We start from the raw sequence: 19,746 nt of genomic DNA on the forward strand, positions 1-19,746 counted from the left end.
TCCTTCCGCTGCCATCAGGGGGATGGCGGGGCGACGTCCGCCTATTCGGCCTCGTCGGCGGGCTTGGCGTTCAATTGGCCGAAATTCTGCGCGCCAATGGTGTCATGCAGTTCGATCTGGGTTTCCAGATAGTCGATATGGCCTTCCTCGTCGGCGATCAGTTCCTCGAACAGGACCTTGCTGACGTAATCGCCGACCTTCTCGCAATGATCACGGGCCTCGATATACAGGGTCCGCGCGTCATGTTCGGCGGCGAGGTCGCTTTCCATCGTTTCCTTCAGGTTCTGCCCGATCCGCAGCGGATCCAGCTTTTGCAGGTTCGGATGGCCTTCGAGAAAGATGATCCGCTGGACCAGCCGGTCGGCATGATGCATTTCCTCGATCGATTCGGCCCGCGACTTGTCCGCGATCCGTCCATAACCCCAATCTTCTTGCAGCCGGTAATGCAGCCAATACTGGCTGACGGCCGTCAGTTCAGACCGGAGTGCGGCGTTGAGATACTCGATGACCTTGGCGTCGCCCTTCATGACCGGAATCCTCCTTCTTGTCCGTGTTCACCCGCAGGATCGGCGGGGCGACGCCCAGACTATCGCAGCGGCGCATGGTGTCCAGAAACAGCTTCATGCAGCCGCCGCAATCGGGGCGCTGGCCCAGTGCGTGATAGACCTTGCCCGGGGTGATGATCGTTTGCGGATCGGCGGCACGCATCCAGTCGATGGCGGCGCGAATCTGATGATCGGTGATCTGGGTGCAATGGCAGACGATCATGGAAAACTCCTGGATGAGCGAAACCTAGTGAATTTGTCGGGCATGTAAAGCCCGCCTTTTTCGCCCGCTCATCACGGCATGGCGAGCGGCCTGCGCGCGATGCTTGACCCGCGGCCCCGTCAGGCGCAGAAGCCCGGCCATGAAACTGTCCGATTTCGATTTCGAACTGCCCGAGGGGCTGATCGCTACGCGGCCGGCCCGCCCGCGCAGCGCGGCGCGACTGTTGCTGGCCGAGGACGGGACCATCGCGGATCGTGTTGTCAGCGATCTGCCCGCGATCCTGCGACCCGGCGACCTGCTGGTGCTGAACGACACCAGGGTCATCCCCGCGCGCCTGACCGGCAGCCGCGAACGCGATTCGGCGCAGGGGGCCGTCAGCGCCAGGATCGAGATCACGCTGCTGGAACCGGCCGCCGATGGCTGGCGCGCGCTGGCCAAACCGCTGCGCAAGTTGCGCGAGGGCGAGGTGATCCGTTTCGGACCACAGCTTTCGGCCGAGGTCGCGGCGATCGGGCAGGGCGAATTGCAGTTGCGGTTCGATGCCACGGGCGAGGCATTCGACGCTGCGCTGGCGCAGGTCGGCGCGATGCCGCTGCCGCCCTATATCGCCAGCCTGCGCGCACCCGACAGCCAGGACCGGCAGGATTACCAGACGGTCTGGGCCGCGCGGCGGGGTGCCGTCGCCGCGCCCACGGCCAGCCTGCATTTCGATGAGGCGCTGCTGGCCGCCCTGGACGCCCGCGGCGTGGAATTCGTCCACGTCACGTTGCATGTCGGCGCGGGCACCTTTCTGCCCGTCAAGGTCGAGGACGTGACGACGCACCGGATGCACGCCGAATGGGGCGAGGTCACGCCGGACGCGGCGGCGGCAATCAACCGCGCCAGGTCCGGGGGCCGGCGCGTCATCGCCGTCGGCACCACGGCGCTGCGACTGATCGAAACGGCCGCCGCCGGAGACGGCCGGATCGCCCCGTTCGAGGGCATGACCGACATCTTCATCTATCCCGGTTATCACTTCCAGGTGACAGATGGGCTGATGACCAATTTTCACCTGCCCAAATCGACCCTGCTGATGCTGGTTTCCGCCCTGATGGGGCCCGAAAAGATCAAGCAAATCTATACACATGCGGTATCGCAGCGGTATCGTTTCTTCAGCTACGGCGATGCGTCGCTCCTGATTCCCTGACGTCGCTTTCCGGCTGGCATCGCCGGGCACACGGGATTAGGGCGGGCGATCTGATGAAACGGGTCTTCCGGACCCCTGGCGACACCCTGACGAAACGAGACGAGACATGACTTCGGTGATGCGCAGCACCTGGCCCCTGCTTCTGGGGATGCTTCTTCTGATGATCGGCAACGGGATGCAGGGCACGCTTCTGGGGATCCGTGGCGGCATCGAGGGGATTCCCACCTTCCAGATGTCCGTTGTCATGTCCGGCTATTTCGGCGGCTTCCTGCTGGGCAGCCTGGTCGTGCCCGGCGTGATCAAGAATGTCGGCCATGTCCGTGTCTTCGCGGCCCTCGGATCACTGATCTCGGCAGCGGTGGTGCTGTATTCGATCCAGCCGGACTGGATCGTCTGGACGCTTCTGCGGGTCATGGTGGGGTTCTGCTTCTGCGGGGTCTATATCACCGCCGAAAGCTGGCTGAACGCAAGTTCGACCAACGAGAACCGGGGACAGGCGCTGGCGGCCTACATGATCACCCAGCTTCTGGGGATCGTGATCGCGCAGGGGCTGCTGAATATCGGCGATCCGGCGGGATACCTGCTGTTCATCATCCCGTCTGTCCTGGTTTCGCTGGCCTTCACGCCGATCCTGCTGACTGCCCGGCCCGCCCCCAACTTCGAGACGATCAAGCGCATGTCCTTTGCCCGGCTCTACGATGCCTCGCCGTTGGGCTGCGTGGGCGTGTTCCTGATGGGCGGGGTCTTCTCGGCGCTTGCGGGCATGTCGTCGGTCTGGGGCGCGTCGATCGGGCTGTCGGTCGCACAGATATCGCTGTTCGTGGCGGCGATCTATTCGGGCGGGCTGGTGCTGCAGTATCCGCTTGGCTGGGTGTCGGACCGCTGGGACCGGCGCCGGCTGGTGCTGATCCTGTCGGCCGTGGGCGCGCTGACGACGCTGGTCGTGGTGGTGGTGCAGCCCGGTACGCTGGGGCTGGTGGTCGCGGGGGCGATCATGGGCGGCGTGGCGAACCCGATCTACGCGGTTCTGCTGGCCTATACCAACGACTATCTCGATCAGTCGGACATGGCCGCGGCATCGGCGGGGCTGCTGTTCATCTATGGCGTCGGATCCTTTGGCGGCCCGCTGATCACCGGCTGGATGATGGCGCAGATGGGACCGTCGGGGTTCTGGGCCTATATGGGCGTGCTGATGCTGGCGCTGGCGATCTATGCGGGGTGGCGGATGACCCGGCGCCGGGCGCTGACCCCGGACGAACAGGGCAACTACGCCGTCATCACCCCCGGCAACACGCAGCTTGTGGTGGGGGCGGCCCTGGACGATGCGCAATCCTCCGGCCAGGCCGACGCGCAGGACGCGCCGCCCCCCGCCGCCTGAGATCGGGGCCGATGCTTGCCGCTGCCGGGGGATTGGTTTAACGCTGAACCATCTTGACCGAGCGGGGGGAACCAATGGCCCAGAATTTCGACATGGTGGTGATCGGTGCGGGGCCTGGCGGCTATGTCGCGGCGATCCGGGGCGCGCAACTGGGGCTGAAGGTGGCCTGTATCGAACGCGAGCATCTGGGCGGCATCTGCCTGAACTGGGGCTGCATCCCGACCAAGGCCCTGTTGCGCAGCGCCGAGGTCTTTCACCTGATGGAACGCGCCAAGGATTTCGGTCTCAGCGCCGAAGGGATCGGCTATGACCTGAACAAGGTCGTCGATCGTTCGCGCGGGGTGGCCAAGCAATTGTCGGGCGGTATCGGGCATCTGTTCAAGAAGAACAAGGTCACAACCATCATGGGCGAGGCCAGGCTGGCCGGCAAAGGCAAGGTGACGGTCAAGACCGACAAGGGCAGCGAAGAGGTCACGGCCCGGTCGATCATCATCGCGACCGGCGCGCGGGCCCGCGAATTGCCGGGGCTGGAACCGGATGGCAAGCTGGTCTGGAACTACAAGCACGCATTGAAGCCGCCGCATATGCCGAAAAAGCTGCTGGTCATCGGATCGGGCGCCATCGGCATCGAATTTGCCAGCTTCTTCAACACGCTGGGGGCTGATACCACCGTGGTCGAGGTGATGGACCGCGTTTTGCCGGTCGAGGATTCCGAGGTCTCCGCCTTTGCCAGGAAAGCCTTCGAAAAGCAGGGCATGACCATCATGGAAAAGGCGACGGTCACGAAACTGGACCGGGCCAAGGACAAGGTCACCGCCCATATCGAGAAGGACGGCAAGACCAAGACGATCGATTTCGACACGGTGATTTCCGCCGTCGGCATTGTCGGCAATGTCGAGGGGCTGGGCCTGGAAGAGGCCGGCGTCAAGGTCGACCGCAGCCATATCGTGACCGACGAATATTGCCGCACGGGCGTCGATGGCCTGTTTGCCATCGGCGACGTGGCGGGGGCGCCCTGGCTGGCGCACAAGGCCAGCCACGAAGGCGTCATGGTCGCCGAACTGGTCGCGGGCGGCCATCCGCACCCGATCAAGCCGAACTCGGTCGCCGGCTGCACCTATTGCCAGCCGCAGGTCGCATCCGTCGGGCTGACCGAGGCCAGGGCCAAGGAACAGGGCTATGAGGTCAAGGTGGGCAAGTTCCCCTTCATCGGCAACGGCAAGGCGATCGCCCTGGGCGAGGCCGAGGGTTTTGTCAAGACCGTCTTCGACGCCAAGACCGGCGAGCTTCTGGGCGCGCACATGATCGGCGCCGAAGTCACGGAACTGATCCAGGGCTATATCGTCGGGCGCCAGCTTGAGACGACCGAGGCCGAACTGATGGAATCCATTTTCCCGCACCCGACGCTGTCAGAGATGATGCATGAATCGGTGCTGGACGCCTATGGCCGGGCGATCCATTTCTGAACGGCGTCACGACACAAATCCCTTGGGGATTCAGGCTTCGTTCACCAATTGCCGGCTGTTCTTGACGTGCCGCTGTGCCAACTTGCGGCCTTCGCGGCCGTTCAGCAGGCGTCGCGCGCCGGTGGATCGGAAACCCGGATCGGACAGATGCGGAAACAGGGCGAGGATTTCGCGCCGCGCCGCGCCGCTGACGGCTTTCAGCGCCTCGGGGCCGGTATAGAGGCTTTCGGTCCAGGCGCCGTTGGACCGGACCACCTCGTGATCGTCGAACAGCATGTGATGATAGCTGACACCAAGCGCGGGATTGACGATCTCGATCCCCGGCAGGCCCAGAAGGTGTTTGGCGGCCACCAGGATTTCGTCCTCGCCGAACATGCGCCGGGCGATGACCGATCGCACCAGAACCCGATGCTGCGGCGACACCCGCAGATCGCGCGAGGGAAAGCCGGGCGCCAGCGCATCCGCGCGGATCAGGATCGGCCGCAGATGGGGTTGCAGATCCAGGCGGTCGCGGCCCAGCAGCGTCGATCCGATCCAGCGCAAGACCCGAAAGCCGTTGTCGCGCGTCAGCACCATGTCGCCGGCCGACAGCGTTTCGATCGCCTGCGCGCCGAACATCGTCTCGATCATCGTTCCGGCGGTAAAGCAGATTGCCGCCTGGGGGGCGTAGGCGACGCTGGCATATCCGTTGCCGAACCCCTTCTCCGAGACATAGGAGAAGGTCGCATTGACATCGAATTTGGGAAATGTCGTCTTCCCCGTGCTGGCATCGGTCACCGGCAGGGGCGTGATCAGGATGGCCTTGCGGCCCCCGACCATGTTGCCGAAACTTCCCCGCGTTCCATTGATGAAGGGAAAGTTGGCCAGGAAGCGGTTGCCGTCTGCATCCTTGATGATCGAGCCGCGAAACACCGACAGCCGGTTGCCTGCGGCGACAAGGTCGGGACCGAACGCGGTATCGGAGACGAGAAATTGTTCCAGGTCGGTCGAATAGCGCGGCACCTCGAAATTGGGATCATCGTCGAGAACGGCGACAGTGCTGACACGCGCCCCCGACATCGTGAACGAGTTTTGCCTGTACCAGGGCTCGAACACCGTGTTGGTGCTGCTGCCGATGGGCGGCGGCGAGTCCAGCGTCACCATCGTGATCTTGTATTCGCTCAGTTCCGCCATCCGCCCCCCGCCACCGTGCCTGTCCTGTTCCCGGACGTTCCGGCCGCGGGTGATCGGCCCGCGCTTTTTCGCGGTTTACCGGCAGATGGTTAAAGAAGGGTTAACGCGATCGTGACAAAGGCCGGTCGGTTCCGGGCCGGCCCGATCCATGCACGGTCGGTGCATTCTCGCCGCCGTTCGGCGCCGCTCCGGTGCCGCGTTCGCGATAGGGGGTGCTGCCATATTGCGCGCGGTAGCATTTGGAGAAATGCGACGGGCTGGAAAAGCCCGAAGCCAGCGCCACTTCGATGATCGACATCTCGGTCTGCATCAGCAGGTTCCGGGCGCGGGCCAGCCGCGTCTCCATGTAATACCGCTTGGGACTGCGGTTCAGATAACGGCGAAACAGGCGTTCCAGCTGCCGAGTGGACATGCCGGCATCGCGGGCCAGGGTGGCCGGACTGATCGGATCTTCCAGATTGCCCTCCATCCGCGCGATCACGGCGGCCAGTCGGGGATGGCGAACGCCGATCCGCGTCGGGATCGACAGGCGCTGACGGTCCTGATCGGTGCGGATCGCGGTGTGCAGCATCTGGTCGGCCACCTCGGCCGCCAGCGCGTCGCCATGCCATTCCGCAATCAGATGCAGCATCAGGTCGATGGACGAGGTGCCGCCCGCCGCCGTCAGCCGGTTGCCATCATGCACGAAAACCGAACGGTAGAGATCGACCTCGGGGAAAGCCTCGGCCAGACCGTCGTGGTTTTCCCAGTGGATCGTGGCCTTGCGGCCGTCCAGCAGACCGGCCTCGGCCAGAACCCAGGCGCCGGTGCAGACCGCGCCGATCCCGGCGCCGCTGCGGGCCTGCTTGCGCAGCCAGTTCAGCACCGGTTTCGTCGCCACGCGCGCGATCCCGATGCCGCCGCACAGGATCACCACGTCGTCGCGCCCGAAGGCGATCTCGGCGTCCAGCCCGCCATCCAGTTCCACGCGGGCCCCGTTGGAGCAGACGGCGACATCCCCTCCGGGCCCGATCAGGCGCCATTCGAACAGCGTTTTTCCGGCGGCCCGATTCGCCAGCCGCAAGGGTTCGATCGCGGCGGCGAAAGGCAGCATCGTGAAACGGTCGAGCAGCAGGAAGGTGAAACGGCGTGGCTTGTCGGCGGACATCGGACTGGCTTTGTTGTCGATGAGGCACATCAGCAGGGATTTCGCGCCGCCGCAAGGGGCGGTTGCCGCGTCCGCAAGGCTTCGCCACCCTTTCCCTTGACGCGGTTCGGCCCTATACCGGCCCGACCATTTTTTCAAGGAGTGCGCGCCATGACGCAGGAGACCCGCAAGACCGCCGCCCGGAACTGGGACAAGGCCGGCTGGCGTGCCTATCCGCGCGTCCAGATGCCGGACTACACCGATGCCGCCGCGTTGCAGATGGTCGAGGCGCAGTTGCGCCGATATCCGCCGCTGGTCTTTGCGGGCGAGGCGCGGCGCCTGCGCGAGCAACTGGCCGAGGTCGCAGCGGGCCGCGCCTTTCTGTTGCAGGGCGGCGATTGCGCGGAAAGCTTCGCCGAATTCAGCGCCGACAACATCCGCGACACCTTCAAGGTTCTGCTGCAGATGGCCGTCGTGCTGACCTGGGGCGCGCAATTGCCGGTCGTCAAGGTCGGCCGCATGGCCGGGCAATTCGCCAAGCCGCGCAGCGCGCCGACCGAGACCGCGAACGGGGTCGAACTGCCCAGCTATCGCGGCGACATCGTCAACGGCTTCGACTTTACCCCCGAGGCGCGGATTCCCGACCCGCAGCGGATGCTGGCCGCCTATACGCAGGCGGCGGCGTCGCTGAACCTGCTGCGCGCCTTCTCGACCGGCGGCTATGCCGACATGCACCGGGTCCAAAGCTGGATCGCCGATTTCGTCGGCGGCCCCGAGGCCGCGAAATACCGCGACATCGCCGATCGCATCCGGGACGCCATGGCCTTCATGCAGGCGGCGGGTGTCAATTCCGACACGGCGCATCAATTGTCCAAGGTCGATTTCTATACCAGCCACGAGGGTCTGCTGCTGGAATACGAAGAGGCGCTGGCCCGGATCGACACGACGACCGGACTGCCGGTCGCCGGTTCGGGCCACATGATCTGGATCGGCGACCGCACGCGGCAGCCCGATGGCGCGCATGTGGAATTCTGTCGCGGCGTTCAGAACCCGATCGGCCTGAAATGCGGCCCGACGACCACGCCCGACGATCTGAAGGTGCTGATGGAAAAGCTGAACCCCGACAACGAGGCCGGCCGGTTGACCCTGATCGCACGCTTCGGCGCCGGCAAGGTCGGCGATCATCTGCCGCGCCTGATCAGGACGGTGCAGGAAGAAGGCGCCAATGTCGTCTGGTCCTGCGACCCGATGCACGGCAACGTCATCAAGTCCTCGTCGGGCTACAAGACCCGGGCCTTCGATTCGATCCTGCGCGAGGTGCGCGAATTCTTCGGCATTCACAAGGCCGAGGGCACGATCCCCGGCGGCGTGCATTTCGAGATGACCGGCAAGGACGTGACCGAATGCACCGGCGGTGTCCGCGCCGTCACCGACGAGGATCTGTCGGACCGTTATCACACCGCCTGCGATCCACGCCTGAATGCCAGCCAGTCGCTGGAACTGGCATTTCTGGTGGCCGAGGAACTGCGCAACCGGCGCGAGACGGCCGCGCCCGGGAAGGACGTGAAGGCAGGCTGAACACGGCCCCCGCGCCCGGAGGACAGTCGCCGCACGCCCGGCGGCTGTCGTCGTTCCGGACCGTGGCGATGTCTGTCCATCCGCCTTTCGGGCGGAGCGAAGGCAGGCCTAGCCCGAGATGATCTCGAACCTTTCCACATCGACCATGCCGCGATCGGTGATCTTCAGTGCCGGGATCACCGGCAGGGCCAGAAAGGCCAGTTGCAGGAACGGCTCTTCCAGCGTCACACCCAGCGATTTCGCCGCCTTCCGCAATCGGGCCAGCCGGTCGCGCACCGTCTCGAAGGGCTGAAGGCTCATCAGCCCGGCGACCGGCAGCGGCAATTCGGCCAGAACCTCGCCCTCGGCCGCAACCACCAGACCGCCCTCGATCTGCGACAGCCGGTTTGCCGCCAGCGCCATGTCGGCATAATCCGCGCCGACGACCGCGATATTGTGGTGATCGTGGCAGACGGTCGAGGCGATGGCCCCGCGCGCCATGCCGAAGCCCCTGACGAAGCCGGTGGCAATGTTGCCGTTCCTGCCATGCCGCTCGATCACCGCGATCCGGATCAGATCGCGCGCGGGGTCGGGCCGCTTGTCGCCATCCTTCGGTGCGATCTCATCGTGCAGATGGCGGGTGATGATCTTGCCTTCGATGATTCCGATCACGTCGGTTTCGGCCCGGTTGCCGCTGGACCGGAAATCACGAGCCTCGACCTTCGGGGCCTTGACCGAGTTTCGGCCGACGGGCGGCACGTCGCCACGTGCGGCAAATGCCGCATCGTCCACGACCCGGCCGCCACACAGGACCAGCGCCGCGTGACAACCTTCCAGCGAATCCAGCGCCACGATATCGGCCCGCCGCCCCGGCGCGATCAGCCCGCGATCCTTCAGCCCGAAGGCTTCGGCCGCCGACAGCGAGGCCGCGCGATAGGCGGCCAGCGGCGACGTGCCCATCTGGATCAGCCGCCGGATCATGTAGTCCAGGTGACCATGCTCGCCGATATCCAGCGGGTTGCGATCGTCGGTGCACAGGCACAGATAGGCGCTGGTCGTCTCGGTCAGGACCGGCTGCAGGGCTTCCAGATCCTTGCTGACCGAACCCTCGCGGATCAGCACGCGCATCCCCTTGCGCAGCTTTTCCAGCGCCTCCCCGGCGGTTGTCGCCTCGTGTTCCGTGCGGATGCCGGCGGCGATATAGGCGTTCAGATCGCGGCCCGAAAGCTGCGGGCAATGGCCGTCGACATGGCCGCCCGCGAACAGGCGCAGCTTGTCCATCGCGGCAGGGTCGCGGTGGATCACGCCGGGATAATTCATGAACTCGGCCAGCCCGATCCCCGAGGGATGTCCCATCAGCGGTGCCAGGTCGGCGGCCTCGATCCGCGCGCCCGAGGTCTCCATCTCGGTCGACGGCACGCAGGAGGACAGTTGCACCCGCAGATCCATCAGCAGATGCAGGCTGGCCTGCTGAAAATAGCGGATACCGTCCAGGCCGATCACGTTGGCGATCTCGTGCGGGTCGCAGATCGCGGTGGTGATGCCGCGCGGTGTCACGCAGCGGTCGAACTCGAACGGCGTGACAAGGCTGGATTCGACATGCAGATGGGTGTCGATGAAGCCCGGAACCAGCGTCAGCCCGGTCACGTCGATCACCGCGCGCGCCTCGTATCGCGCACCGATGCCCACGATCGTTTCGCCGCAGATCGCCACGTCGCCGTCGATCATGCTGCCGGTGACCAGATCGAAGACCTGCCCGCCGCGCAGGACCAGATCGGCCGGTTCATCCCCGCGCGCCTGTGCGATCCGCTGTTCCAACCCGTCCATGCCGTCCTCCGTCGCGTCCTTGCAGGCGGCCACAGAACCCCATCGCCCGGCCAAGGTCCAGAGCCGGGGCCACTTGCCGCGCGGGCCAGCCTGTGTTTGCCTTCACTCCGGCGGATGAGGAGGCCACGAATGACTTTGACGGCAGGGACTTTCCGCGACCATTTCAGGGCCGGCGGCAAGGCAATCAACGGCTGGTGCGGCATCCCGTCGCCGGTCACGACCGAAATCCATGCGCATGCGGGCTATGATCTGCTGACCATCGACATGCAACACGGGCTGGTCGGCTATGCCGACATGCTGGCGATGTTGCAGGCGATGTCTGCCAGCCCGGCGCCGAAATTCGTGCGCATCCCGTGGAACGAACCCGGCATCGCGATGAAGGCGCTGGATGCCGGGGCCGACGGAATCATCTGCCCGATGATCAACAGCGCCGACGAGGCGCGCGCGCTGGTCCGGGCCGCGCGCTATGCGCCGCTGGGCGCGCGCAGCTACGGGCCGGTGCGGGCCGGCGCCCTGCATGTCGACTACGTCGCCCGCTCGGCCGATCTGGTGCAGGTCTTTGCCATGATCGAGACGCGCGAGGCGCTGCGAAACCGCCACGAGATCATGGCGGTCGAGGGGCTCAGCGGGGTCTATGTCGGCCCCGCCGATCTGGGCTTGTCGCTGGGCTACGCCCCCACGCTGAACCCCGAGGCGGTCGAGGTGCTGCAGGCAATCGGCGATGTTCTGGCGGCGGCGCGGCAGGCGGGATTGCTGGCCGGCGTGCATTGCGGCGATGGCGCGATGGTGCGCGCGATGCTGGGACAGGGATTCGATTTTGCCTCGCTGGCCACCGATACCGGGCTGTTCACGCGCGCGCTCGGCGCCGCGCTGGCCGAAGCGCGGGGATAGGGCGCGGTTTTGCGCCGCCGGCGCGCGGGACGCGCGCGCCCCGCCCAGCGGCAGCGACCGGGGCAGGATCTTCCTGTCCCGCCCCCGTCATTGTCAGGGGGTCCAGCGCAGGAAATTCGCGATCAGGCGCAGACCGACGCCTTGCGATTTTTCGGGATGAAACTGTGTGCCGACGATGTTGTCGCGGCCCACCACCGCCGTGACCGCGCCGCCGTAATCGACATGGGCCAGCAGATGCGCCCGATCCGCTACCCGGAACTGCCAGGAATGGACGAAATAGGCATGATCGCCCGTGCCGATACCTTCCAGGACAGGATGGGGGCGGTCGATGACCAGATCGTTCCAACCCATATGCGGCACCTTGAGGCCCGGCGCGTCGATCCGCGCCACTTCGCCGCCGATCCAGTCCAGCCCGGCCGTCGGGCGGTATTCGTATCCCGTCGTCGCCAGCATCTGCATTCCGACGCAGATGCCGATGAAAGGCACGCCGCGATTCAAGACCGCCTCGCGCAGGGCCTCGGCCATTCCATCGACCTCACCCAGGGCCGCGCGGCAGGCGGGAAAGGCGCCGTCGCCCGGCAGCACGATCCGGTCGGCGCGTGCCGCGATACCCGGATCGGACGTCACAACGATCTCGGCCCCGACGCTCCGGCCCATCTTCTGGAACGCCTTTTCGGCCGAATGCAGGTTGCCGCTGTCGTAATCGATCAGCGCCACACGCATCACAGCGCACCCTTGGTCGAGGGCAGGGCGCCGGACATGCGCGGGTCGGGTTCGACCGCCTCGCGCAGCGCGCGGGCGACCGCCTTGAAGGCGGCCTCGGCGATGTGATGGGAATTGATCCCGTCCAGGCGCGCGAGATTCAGGCTGATTCCGCCATGGGTGGCCAGCGCCTGGAAGAATTCGCGCACCAGTTCGGTATCGAAGCCGCCGATCCTTGCCGACGGGAAATCGACGTTCCAGACCAGATAGGGCCGCCCCGACAAATCCAGCGCGGCGCGGACCAGCGCATCATCCATCGCCAGGAGGAAGTTGCCGTAGCGGCGGATGCCGGTCTTGTCGCCCAGAGCCTTGGTCAGCGCCTGACCGATGGCGATGCCGGTATCCTCGATCGTGTGGTGGTCGTCGACATGCAGATCGCCCGTCGCCCGGATCGTCATGTCGATCAGGGAATGGCGCGACAACTGGTCCAGCATGTGATCGAAAAAACCCACGCCGGTCCGGTTGTCATAGGTTCCGGTGCCGTCCAGGTCGATCGCCACCTCGATCCGGGTCTCGGCAGTGTTGCGGGTGATGGTCGCCTTGCGCATGGAATTTCCTTTCACGACGCGGGCCTTATAGGGCGGCGCGGCGGATCAGCCAAGATGGACCTGTCCTTCGGGATAGCGCACGCGGGGCGTCGTGCGCGTCGCCAGGAAAAAGCCCAGTGTCAGTGGCCCGACCCGGCCCAGGAACATCACCGTGATGATGATGATCCGGCCGAAGGGGTTCAGTTCCGAAGTGTAGCCGCGCGACAGGCCGGTGGTGCCGAAGGCCGAGGCGACCTCGAAGCTGATGTCGAGAAAATAGCCGTCGTGGCTGGCCATCATCAGAAACACCGCCGTGAAGATCAGCACCGAGGCGATGGCGATCAGCGCCATCACCTTCAGCACCTCGTCAAGCCCGATGGACCGCCCGAAGGCCCAGATCTCGGTCCGGCGGCGGAAGAAGGCCAGGGTCGCCAGCAACATCACCACGATGGTCGTGACCTTCAGCCCGCCCCCGGTCGAGGTCGGGCCGGCGCCGATGATCATCAGCGCCATGTAGAGCAACGAGGTCGAATCGTGTAGCCCACCGATATCGACGGTGTTGAAGCCGGCCGTGCGGGGCGTCACGCCCTGGAACCAGGCCACCGTCATCCGCGCGACCGGGCCGTCATATTGCGCCAGCGTCAGCGGATTGTTCCATTCCAGGATCGCCGTCAGCCCCACCCCGATCACGATCAGCGCCGCCGTTCCCACCAGCATCAGCCGCGTATGCAGGGTCCAGCCATACCAGAAGCGCCGGTTCCAGACATCCGACACGACCACATAGCCGATCCCGCCCAGAATGAAGAGGCCGGGGATGACGATGTTGACCAGCGGATCGGTCGCATAGCGGACCAGGCCCTCGGAAAAGGTCGAGAAACCGGCATTGTTGAAGGCCGAGACGGAATGGAAGACCGCGTCCCACAGGCCGGGACCAAGCCCCTCGCGGGGCATGAAGCTGAGCGACAGCAGCATCGCGCCCGCGATCTCGGCCATCAGCGCCACGCGGAAGATGGTAAAGACCAGTTGCGTCAGGCGGACATAGGACGTCTGGTTCAGATCCTCGCGCAGATAGGTGTGGTGCGTGATGCGCAGCGGCAGGCCAAGCGCGGACCAGACCAGCACGGCGAAGGTCATCAGCCCCAGCCCGCCAAGCTGGATCAGCACCGCAACGACCACCTGCCCCCAGAAGGTCAGATCGAGTTCGGTGTCGATCACCGAAAGACCCGTCACCGTCACCGCCGAGGTCGAGGTGAAGATCGCATCCGAAAAGCTGATCGCCCGCGTGGTCGTGAAGGGCAGCATCAGCGCCAGCCCGCCGGCAAGGATCAGCGACAGGTACAGGACCGCCAGCACGGCCGGCGGCGGCGTGCGCGACAACCAGCCCCGGAACGCGGCCAGCGGATGCGTCCGCACGCTCAAATCCGGTCGCCGAACCGGGTCAGATCGACGCGCTTGCCCAGCAGCAGCAGGCGGTCATTCGTGTTCAGCACCGGATCGGCCTTGCCGCGCAGGTCGATATATTCGGTTCCGCGCATCATCCCAAGCGCGGTGATCCCCTCGCCGATGTTCAGTTCGGACAGTGTCTTGCCCTTCAGTCGCTCGGGAAGCATCAGGTTCACGACCGAAAAGCCGTTACCAAGCGCGACGTAATCCTGCACCGCCGGATTGTTCAGCATCTGTGCGGTGTGGCGGCCCATCTCCAGTTCCGGCAGAACCACGCGGTCGGCGCCGATCTTGGACAGGATGCGATGGTGGGTGCGGTTTTCGGCCTTGGCCCAGACCGAGCCGACGCCGATCAGGCGCAGGTTCATCGCCGCGATCACGTTGCTTTCCAGATCGTTGCCGATCGAGACCAGCGCCACGTCGTAGCGGTCCACCCCGGCCTCGCGCAGCGCGCCCTCGTCGGTGGCGTCGAGGATCACCGCATTCGACAATTGCTCGGCCAGGGCCGCGACCCGACGCTGGTTCTTGTCCACGCCCAGAACGCGGTTGCCGAACCGCGCCAGTTCGGATGCAACCACGCTGCCGAAGGAGCCGAGGCCGACGACGACAAAGCTGCGATTCTGCTTGCCCATGGACCCTCCGGAGGACCGAGTCGAGACGGCGGCGATACTGCTCATGCAGGACGGCCGGGGTCAAGCCGGGCCACCGCAGCCGCTTCTTGCACCCGCCGGGATCACGCCTGGCAAGGGCGCGACCGGCCAGCCCGATCCGGTTCCCAGACCGAGCCGCGTGTTTTCGCGGACGGATTCCGCATTGGCGCCGGCGGACAAAGCGGCCGATGTCGCAACCCGCGTTGCCCGGGTCGCATTTGTCCGCCACTTTCGCGCCCCTTGTGGCCATTCTGAAGAGAATGTGACAGAAACCCGGTTCCACGCGCGGATTTCCGCCAGTCACGGCTGATCCGCCGCCCCGATCCAATCATAACGAGAAAGGGACGCATGACAGATTCGACACAGCCCAAGGGGCAGAAGAACGTCAAGGGCCGGCCCGGCGACGAACGCCGCGAACGCGAGGCGCTGAAAGGCCGCTTCGAGCCCGATCCCGAACCCGATATCGAGGCGATACCCGCGCCCGAGGGCCCCACCCAGGTGATCCAGACGGATTACGAGATCGGCCAGCACAATATCGAGGGCAAGAAACCCTTTCCCTTCGATGTTCACAACCCGGTCTTCATGATCTCGGCCGTCACCATCGTGCTGTTCACGCTGGTGACGATGCTGTTTCCCACTCAGCTCGAACCCGTGTTCCTGCAGATGCGCGACGGGTTGACCAGCAATCTCGACTGGTTCTTCCTGCTGTCGGGCAATGTCTTCGTGCTGCTGTGCCTGGGGCTGATCCTGTCGCCGCTGGGGACGATCCGTCTTGGCGGACCCGACGCGACGCCGGATTTCAGCCTGTCGGGCTGGTTCGCGATGCTGTTCGCGGCCGGGATGGGGATCGGGCTGATGTTCTATGGCGTCAGCGAACCGATCAGCCATTATCAGACCGCGCTTGGCGGGGTCACGATGGAAGGCGGCGTGCGCACCGACTGGGCGCCCCTGGGCGGCGCGCAGGGCAACGAGATGGAGGCCCGGCGCCTGGGCATGGCCGCGACCATCTTCCACTGGGGTCTGCATCCCTGGGCGATCTATGCGATCGTGGCGCTTGCGCTGGCCCTGTTCGCCTATAACAAGGGTCTGCCGCTGACCATGCGGTCGATCTTCTATCCGCTTCTGGGCGAACGTGTCTGGGGATGGCCGGGACATGTCATCGACGTTCTGGCGGTTTTTGCCACGATCTTCGGTCTGGCAACCTCGCTGGGCTTCGGGGCGGAACAGGCGACGGCGGGCCTGAACTTCCTGTTCGGTATCTCGAACTCGAACACGACCAAGATCATCCTGATCGTCTGCATCACCGGAATCGCGACGATGTCGGTCGTGCTGGGTGTCGAGAAGGGCGTCAAGCGGCTGTCCGAGATCAACATGGTGCTGGCCTTGGTCCTGCTGCTGTTCATCATCTTCTTCGGCCCCACGATCGAGATCTTCCGCGGCTTTTTCGGCAACCTGGGCGCCTATGCGCGGGAACTGGTGCCGCTGTCGAACCCGTTCGGGCGCAGCGACGACAACTTCCGTCAGGGCTGGACCGCTTTCTACTGGGCCTGGTGGATCAGCTGGTCGCCCTTCGTCGGCATGTTCATCGCCCGCGTCAGCCGCGGCCGGACGGTGCGTCAGTTCCTGATCGCGGTGCTGATCGTGCCCTCGGTCATCTCGATCCTGTGGATGACCGCCCTGGGCGGCACCGCCATCACCATGACCGTGGGCGGGTTCGAGGGTATCGCCGATGCGGCGCTGGAGCTGAAGCTGTTCCAGATGCTGGGACAATTGCCGCTGACCTCGATCACCAGCTTCGTGGGCATCATCCTGGTGATCGTGTTCTTCGTGACCTCGTCGGACTCGGGCAGCCTGGTCATCGACACGATCGCGGCCGGTGGCAAGGTGAACGCGCCGATCCCGCAGCGCATCTTCTGGTGCAGCTTCGAGGGTCTGGTGGCGATCGCGCTGCTGCTGGGCGGCGGCCTGACCGCCTTGCAGGCCATGGCCGTCTCGACCGGGCTTCCCTTCACCATCATCCTGCTGATCGCCTGCTGGTCGATCGTGAAGGGTCTGATTGCCGAACGGCGAGAACTTGCCTGAACAGGCGGCGTCAATCACAGTGGCGGGCGGGGTTTTCCCCGCCCGTTCTTGTTTTATGGTCCGCGCGGTGCCAAAACCGTTGCTGACGCCACCGAAGGACCGACGCCGATGAGCGAAATTTCCGTCAGCGAACGCCGCCTCAGCGCCGCGCTGGACCGCATCGACCAGATCCTCGAAGCCGGCACCGGCCGAGGCGCGCAATCCCCGGCCACGCAGTCCGATCAGGACCAGGCGCTGGCCGCCGCGCAGGCCGAGGCCGACCGTCTGGCGCAGGAACTGGCCGCTCTGCGTGCCGATCGCGGCGGCCCGCTGGAGGCGGCATTGGCCGAGGCGCGGGCCCGGCTGGACGGCGCCGGCCAGCAGGCGGCTCGCCTGGCCGCCGCGAACGAGGAACTGACCGCTGCCAACCGCGCGCTGATCGACGCCGCCGGGCAGGGTGACGCAGATCCCGCGATTCGGCGCGCGCTGGAGGCCGAGATCGAATCCCTTCGCGCCGCGCGCGAGGCCGAATTGTCGCAGATGGGCGATATCATGGTCGAACTGGAACGCCTGCTGGCCGAGGATCAGGTGCCCGCCGCACCGGGACAGATTGTCGATCCGACGCTGGAAGCCGCGGGGGACGAAGCCGGCGTGCCCGAGGCGCCCGAAGCCCGGCAGACCGGAAAAGACGGCCTGCCCAGCGATCACGACGAACGGTCCGGGAATGGCGGGGTCGCGGATGACGATGGCTTTCAGGAGGGAAACAGGTAATGGCCGAGGTCGCATTCACCATCGGGCACAAGGAATACAGCCAGGTCGCCCAGGACGGCGAAGAGCGGCTGCTGCAACGTGCGGCCTCGGTCCTCGATGCCGAGGCGCAGCAGATCCTGGAACAGACGGGCCGGATGCCCGAGCCGCGCCTGCTGCTGCTGGCCGGGCTGATGTTGGCGGATCGTTTCGCGGTGATGGAGGAGCGCGCCGAAAAGGCCGAACGCCATCTGAACCGGCTGCAATCGAACCCGGCCCGTGTCGAGGTGCCGGTGATCCCCTCGGATTTGAAAGAGGCCATGGCCGAGCTGGCCGCCCGCGCCGAATCGCTGGCCGAGAAGCTGGAGGAACAGCAGGGGTCTTAACGCTTTGTTAACCCGGCGATGCGACAAGCGGTCATGCGCTGCTTGCTTTTGCTTCTACTGCTGTCGGCCTGCGCCACCTCGTCGCCCGGAATGATGGGCGGAACGCGGCAGGCGGTGACGGTGGAAGGACTGGATTTCGTCGTCTTTCGCAAGGGCGACCGTGTGGAAATCGTCCGCATGGGATACCTGTCCCGCCCCCAGCGGGACAGGGTGCCCGTCCTGATGGCCGAGGCCGGGGAACGGGTCACGGGCTGCCGCGTGCTGGCAGACAGCATCAGGACCCGTTTGCCTGGCGACACGGGGGTGGCCCAATTCGATCTGGTCTGCTGAGGCGGCGCGAACAGGCGCGGACCGCTCTTGTCGGTCGGCAGGCCGAACCCTGACCCGAGATTCAGGCCACGGCCTGCGCCATTCCGTTCGTCCCGCAAAGCGCGTGCATCGTGACATGTCGGCAGCGGCGGCGGACATCATCCCACGGGATCGAAGCATTCGTGAAACATTCGTCCGGAGCGATCGTCCCCGGAAGTCAGGCGCGTCATGGGACGCGCCGTCTCGCGCCCCGTATGGACTGCCGCTTGCGCCCGCGCTGAAAAGGACGATCGGCCCCTCTTTATCCGGCAGGACGGAATCGCCGGTCGGAGCGCCTGTCTCGATCAAGTCGCCTCTGCCGTGAGGAAGGGGGTGCGCTTGCGCGAAGGCAAAGCAGGCTGCAAGGCAATCGCCGGCCAAACAAGCCGCACAACACCCCTTGCCGCCAAGCTGAAACAGTTCACCGGTCGTTGTGGGAAGGCGGGGGGGCGGATGTCCGGTCTGGCGGTGATTTCGCCGGGTCCATCTCTGATCGACGACATGCCGAGAGAACCGCAATGGCAAGCAAAGCGTTCGATATATCGGACGAGGACATCACACCCTGTTTCGGCCTGTAGCCGGATCCCGCTTCGGCGCGAAGCAATCGGGCAGAGAAGAGGCGCCCGATGTCCTGCAAATGAAAGAAAAGAGGACCCCATGGACCCGAGCGAGAAGCAAGCCGCCCATCGCGGCGAAAAAAACACCGATTTTTCCGATCTGCGCGCCGTGTTCTTCAACTGCACCCTGAAGCATCCCGACCAGGCGTCCCATACCTCATTGTTGATGGGCAGCTCGGCCAGGATCATGCGCAAGAGCGGCGTCGCCGTCGACGAGATCCGCATGACCGCGCACGATATTGCCTTTGGCGTGCAACCCGACATGCGCGAGCATGGATGGGACCGCGACGACTGGCCCGACCTGTGGCCCAAGGTGAAGGCCGCAGACATCCTTGTCGTCGGCACGCCGATCTGGCTGGGCGAGCAATCTTCGGTCTGCCGGCTGCTGATCGAGCGTCTCTATGCCATGTCGGGGATGTTGAACGACAAGGGCCAGTCCATCTTCTACGGCAAGACCGGCGGTGTCGTGGTCACCGGCAACGAGGACGGGATCAAGCATGTGGCGATGAACGTGCTCTATTCCCTGTCGCATCTGGGTTACGCGATTCCGCCGCAGGCCGATTGCGGATGGATCGGCGAGGCGGGCCCAGGCCCGAGCTATGGCGATGATGGCGCCGGGCTCGACAACGAGTTCACGCAGCGCAATACCACGATCATGACCTGGAACCTGCTGCACATGGCGCGGATGCTGAAGGATGCTGGCGGCATCCCCAGCCACGGCAACGACCGGAAAGCGTGGTCGGCCGGGTGCCGGTTCGACTATGAAAAACCCCAGCCCGGCTAGCCGGCCGCCCGATTGCGCAGGATCAGGCCGGCACCCGGCTTGCCGGCCT

Annotated in this window: 19 protein-coding genes; 10 read left to right on the forward strand and 9 right to left on the reverse strand. The window is 65.4% G+C overall.

Annotated features, from left to right (window positions below; genetic code table 11):
• Positions 1-41 precede the first annotated feature (41 nt).
• Positions 42-527 carry a bacterioferritin gene (bfr, locus tag B4L36_RS05585; protein ID WP_292953622.1) on the reverse strand — a complete coding sequence of 162 codons (486 nt, stop codon included), beginning with the start codon at positions 525-527 and terminating at the stop codon, positions 42-44.
• Positions 475-768 carry a (2Fe-2S)-binding protein gene (locus B4L36_RS05590; RefSeq protein WP_292953625.1) on the reverse strand — a complete coding sequence of 98 codons (294 nt, stop codon included), beginning with the start codon at positions 766-768 and terminating at the stop codon, positions 475-477. Before B4L36_RS05590 ends, bfr begins: the two co-directional genes overlap by 53 nt.
• Positions 769-907: 139 nt before the next feature.
• On the opposite strand from B4L36_RS05590, the gene queA reads away from it, so the two are divergent.
• From queA to lpdA, 3 genes are all read left to right on the forward strand, one after another.
• On the forward strand, positions 908-1,954 hold the full coding sequence (gene queA, locus B4L36_RS05595; RefSeq protein ID WP_292953627.1) for a tRNA preQ1(34) S-adenosylmethionine ribosyltransferase-isomerase QueA: 1,047 nt from the start codon (positions 908-910) through the stop codon (positions 1,952-1,954).
• A gap of 106 nt (positions 1,955-2,060) precedes the next feature.
• Complete coding sequence (locus tag B4L36_RS05600) at positions 2,061-3,332, forward strand: MFS transporter (protein WP_292953630.1); 1,272 nt, start codon at positions 2,061-2,063, stop codon at positions 3,330-3,332.
• 74 nt (positions 3,333-3,406) lie between these two features.
• Positions 3,407-4,798, forward strand: a complete 1,392-nt coding sequence (gene lpdA / locus B4L36_RS05605) for a dihydrolipoyl dehydrogenase (RefSeq protein WP_292953633.1) — start codon at positions 3,407-3,409, stop codon at positions 4,796-4,798.
• A gap of 30 nt (positions 4,799-4,828) precedes the next feature.
• Here the strand turns inward: lpdA and B4L36_RS05610 are convergent, their stop codons facing one another.
• Complete coding sequence (locus B4L36_RS05610; RefSeq protein WP_292953636.1) at positions 4,829-5,971, reverse strand: Hint domain-containing protein; 1,143 nt, start codon at positions 5,969-5,971, stop codon at positions 4,829-4,831.
• Between the two features lie 100 nt (positions 5,972-6,071).
• The gene (locus B4L36_RS05615; protein WP_292953639.1) at positions 6,072-7,118 is read right to left on the reverse strand and encodes a GlxA family transcriptional regulator; all 1,047 of its coding nucleotides are present in this window, start codon (positions 7,116-7,118) and stop codon (positions 6,072-6,074) included.
• 150 nt (positions 7,119-7,268) lie between these two features.
• Between B4L36_RS05615 and B4L36_RS05620 the strand changes: the two genes are divergently transcribed.
• Entirely contained in the window at positions 7,269-8,675 is a 1,407-nt protein-coding gene (locus B4L36_RS05620; RefSeq protein WP_292953642.1) for a class II 3-deoxy-7-phosphoheptulonate synthase, read from the forward strand.
• A gap of 108 nt (positions 8,676-8,783) precedes the next feature.
• On the opposite strand, the gene ade is transcribed toward B4L36_RS05620, so the two are convergent.
• On the reverse strand, positions 8,784-10,481 hold the full coding sequence (gene ade, locus B4L36_RS05625; RefSeq protein ID WP_292953644.1) for an adenine deaminase: 1,698 nt from the start codon (positions 10,479-10,481) through the stop codon (positions 8,784-8,786).
• Positions 10,482-10,610: 129 nt separating this feature from the next.
• Here ade and B4L36_RS05630 point away from each other — a divergent pair, with 129 nt between their 5' ends.
• A complete protein-coding gene (locus B4L36_RS05630; RefSeq protein ID WP_292953647.1) occupies positions 10,611-11,372 on the forward strand; it encodes an HpcH/HpaI aldolase family protein in 762 nt (253 codons plus the stop codon).
• Between the two features lie 93 nt (positions 11,373-11,465).
• Here the strand turns inward: B4L36_RS05630 and hisH are convergent, their stop codons facing one another.
• From hisH to B4L36_RS05650, 4 genes are read right to left on the reverse strand one after another with little or no spacing between them, the layout of a single operon-like run.
• Positions 11,466-12,095 carry an imidazole glycerol phosphate synthase subunit HisH gene (gene hisH / locus B4L36_RS05635; RefSeq protein ID WP_292953649.1) on the reverse strand — a complete coding sequence of 210 codons (630 nt, stop codon included), beginning with the start codon at positions 12,093-12,095 and terminating at the stop codon, positions 11,466-11,468.
• Complete coding sequence (hisB, locus tag B4L36_RS05640) at positions 12,095-12,682, reverse strand: imidazoleglycerol-phosphate dehydratase HisB (protein WP_292953652.1); 588 nt, start codon at positions 12,680-12,682, stop codon at positions 12,095-12,097. Before hisB ends, hisH begins: the two co-directional genes overlap by 1 nt.
• Before the next feature lie 45 nt (positions 12,683-12,727).
• The gene (locus tag B4L36_RS05645; protein WP_292953655.1) at positions 12,728-14,074 is read right to left on the reverse strand and encodes a TrkH family potassium uptake protein; all 1,347 of its coding nucleotides are present in this window, start codon (positions 14,072-14,074) and stop codon (positions 12,728-12,730) included.
• A 2-nt stretch (positions 14,075-14,076) separates the two neighbouring features.
• Complete coding sequence (locus tag B4L36_RS05650) at positions 14,077-14,781, reverse strand: potassium channel family protein (protein WP_348670935.1); 705 nt, start codon at positions 14,779-14,781, stop codon at positions 14,077-14,079.
• 321 nt (positions 14,782-15,102) lie between these two features.
• Here B4L36_RS05650 and B4L36_RS05655 point away from each other — a divergent pair, with 321 nt between their 5' ends.
• From B4L36_RS05655 to B4L36_RS05675, 5 genes are all read left to right on the forward strand, one after another.
• Positions 15,103-16,836: a BCCT family transporter gene (locus B4L36_RS05655; protein WP_292953658.1), complete on the forward strand. Its 1,734-nt coding sequence runs from the start codon at positions 15,103-15,105 to the stop codon at positions 16,834-16,836.
• A gap of 108 nt (positions 16,837-16,944) precedes the next feature.
• Positions 16,945-17,586 (forward strand): hypothetical protein, encoded by a 642-nt coding sequence (locus B4L36_RS05660; RefSeq protein WP_292953661.1) that lies wholly within the window; start codon positions 16,945-16,947, stop codon positions 17,584-17,586.
• Positions 17,586-17,948, forward strand: coding sequence for a cell division protein ZapA (zapA, locus tag B4L36_RS05665; protein ID WP_292953664.1), 363 nt, complete (start codon positions 17,586-17,588; stop codon positions 17,946-17,948). The genes B4L36_RS05660 and zapA overlap by 1 nt, the downstream gene beginning before the upstream one ends.
• A 33-nt stretch (positions 17,949-17,981) precedes the next feature.
• The gene (locus B4L36_RS05670) at positions 17,982-18,278 is read left to right on the forward strand and encodes a hypothetical protein (RefSeq protein ID WP_292953667.1); all 297 of its coding nucleotides are present in this window, start codon (positions 17,982-17,984) and stop codon (positions 18,276-18,278) included.
• Between the two features lie 357 nt (positions 18,279-18,635).
• Positions 18,636-19,697 (forward strand): flavodoxin family protein, encoded by a 1,062-nt coding sequence (locus B4L36_RS05675; protein ID WP_349675818.1) that lies wholly within the window; start codon positions 18,636-18,638, stop codon positions 19,695-19,697.
• Positions 19,698-19,746: the final 49 nt, after the last annotated feature.

The sequence above is a fragment of the Paracoccus sp. UBA889 genome, assembly GCA_002294185.1.
In the GTDB taxonomy this organism is placed as follows: Bacteria; Pseudomonadota; Alphaproteobacteria; order Rhodobacterales; family Rhodobacteraceae; genus Paracoccus.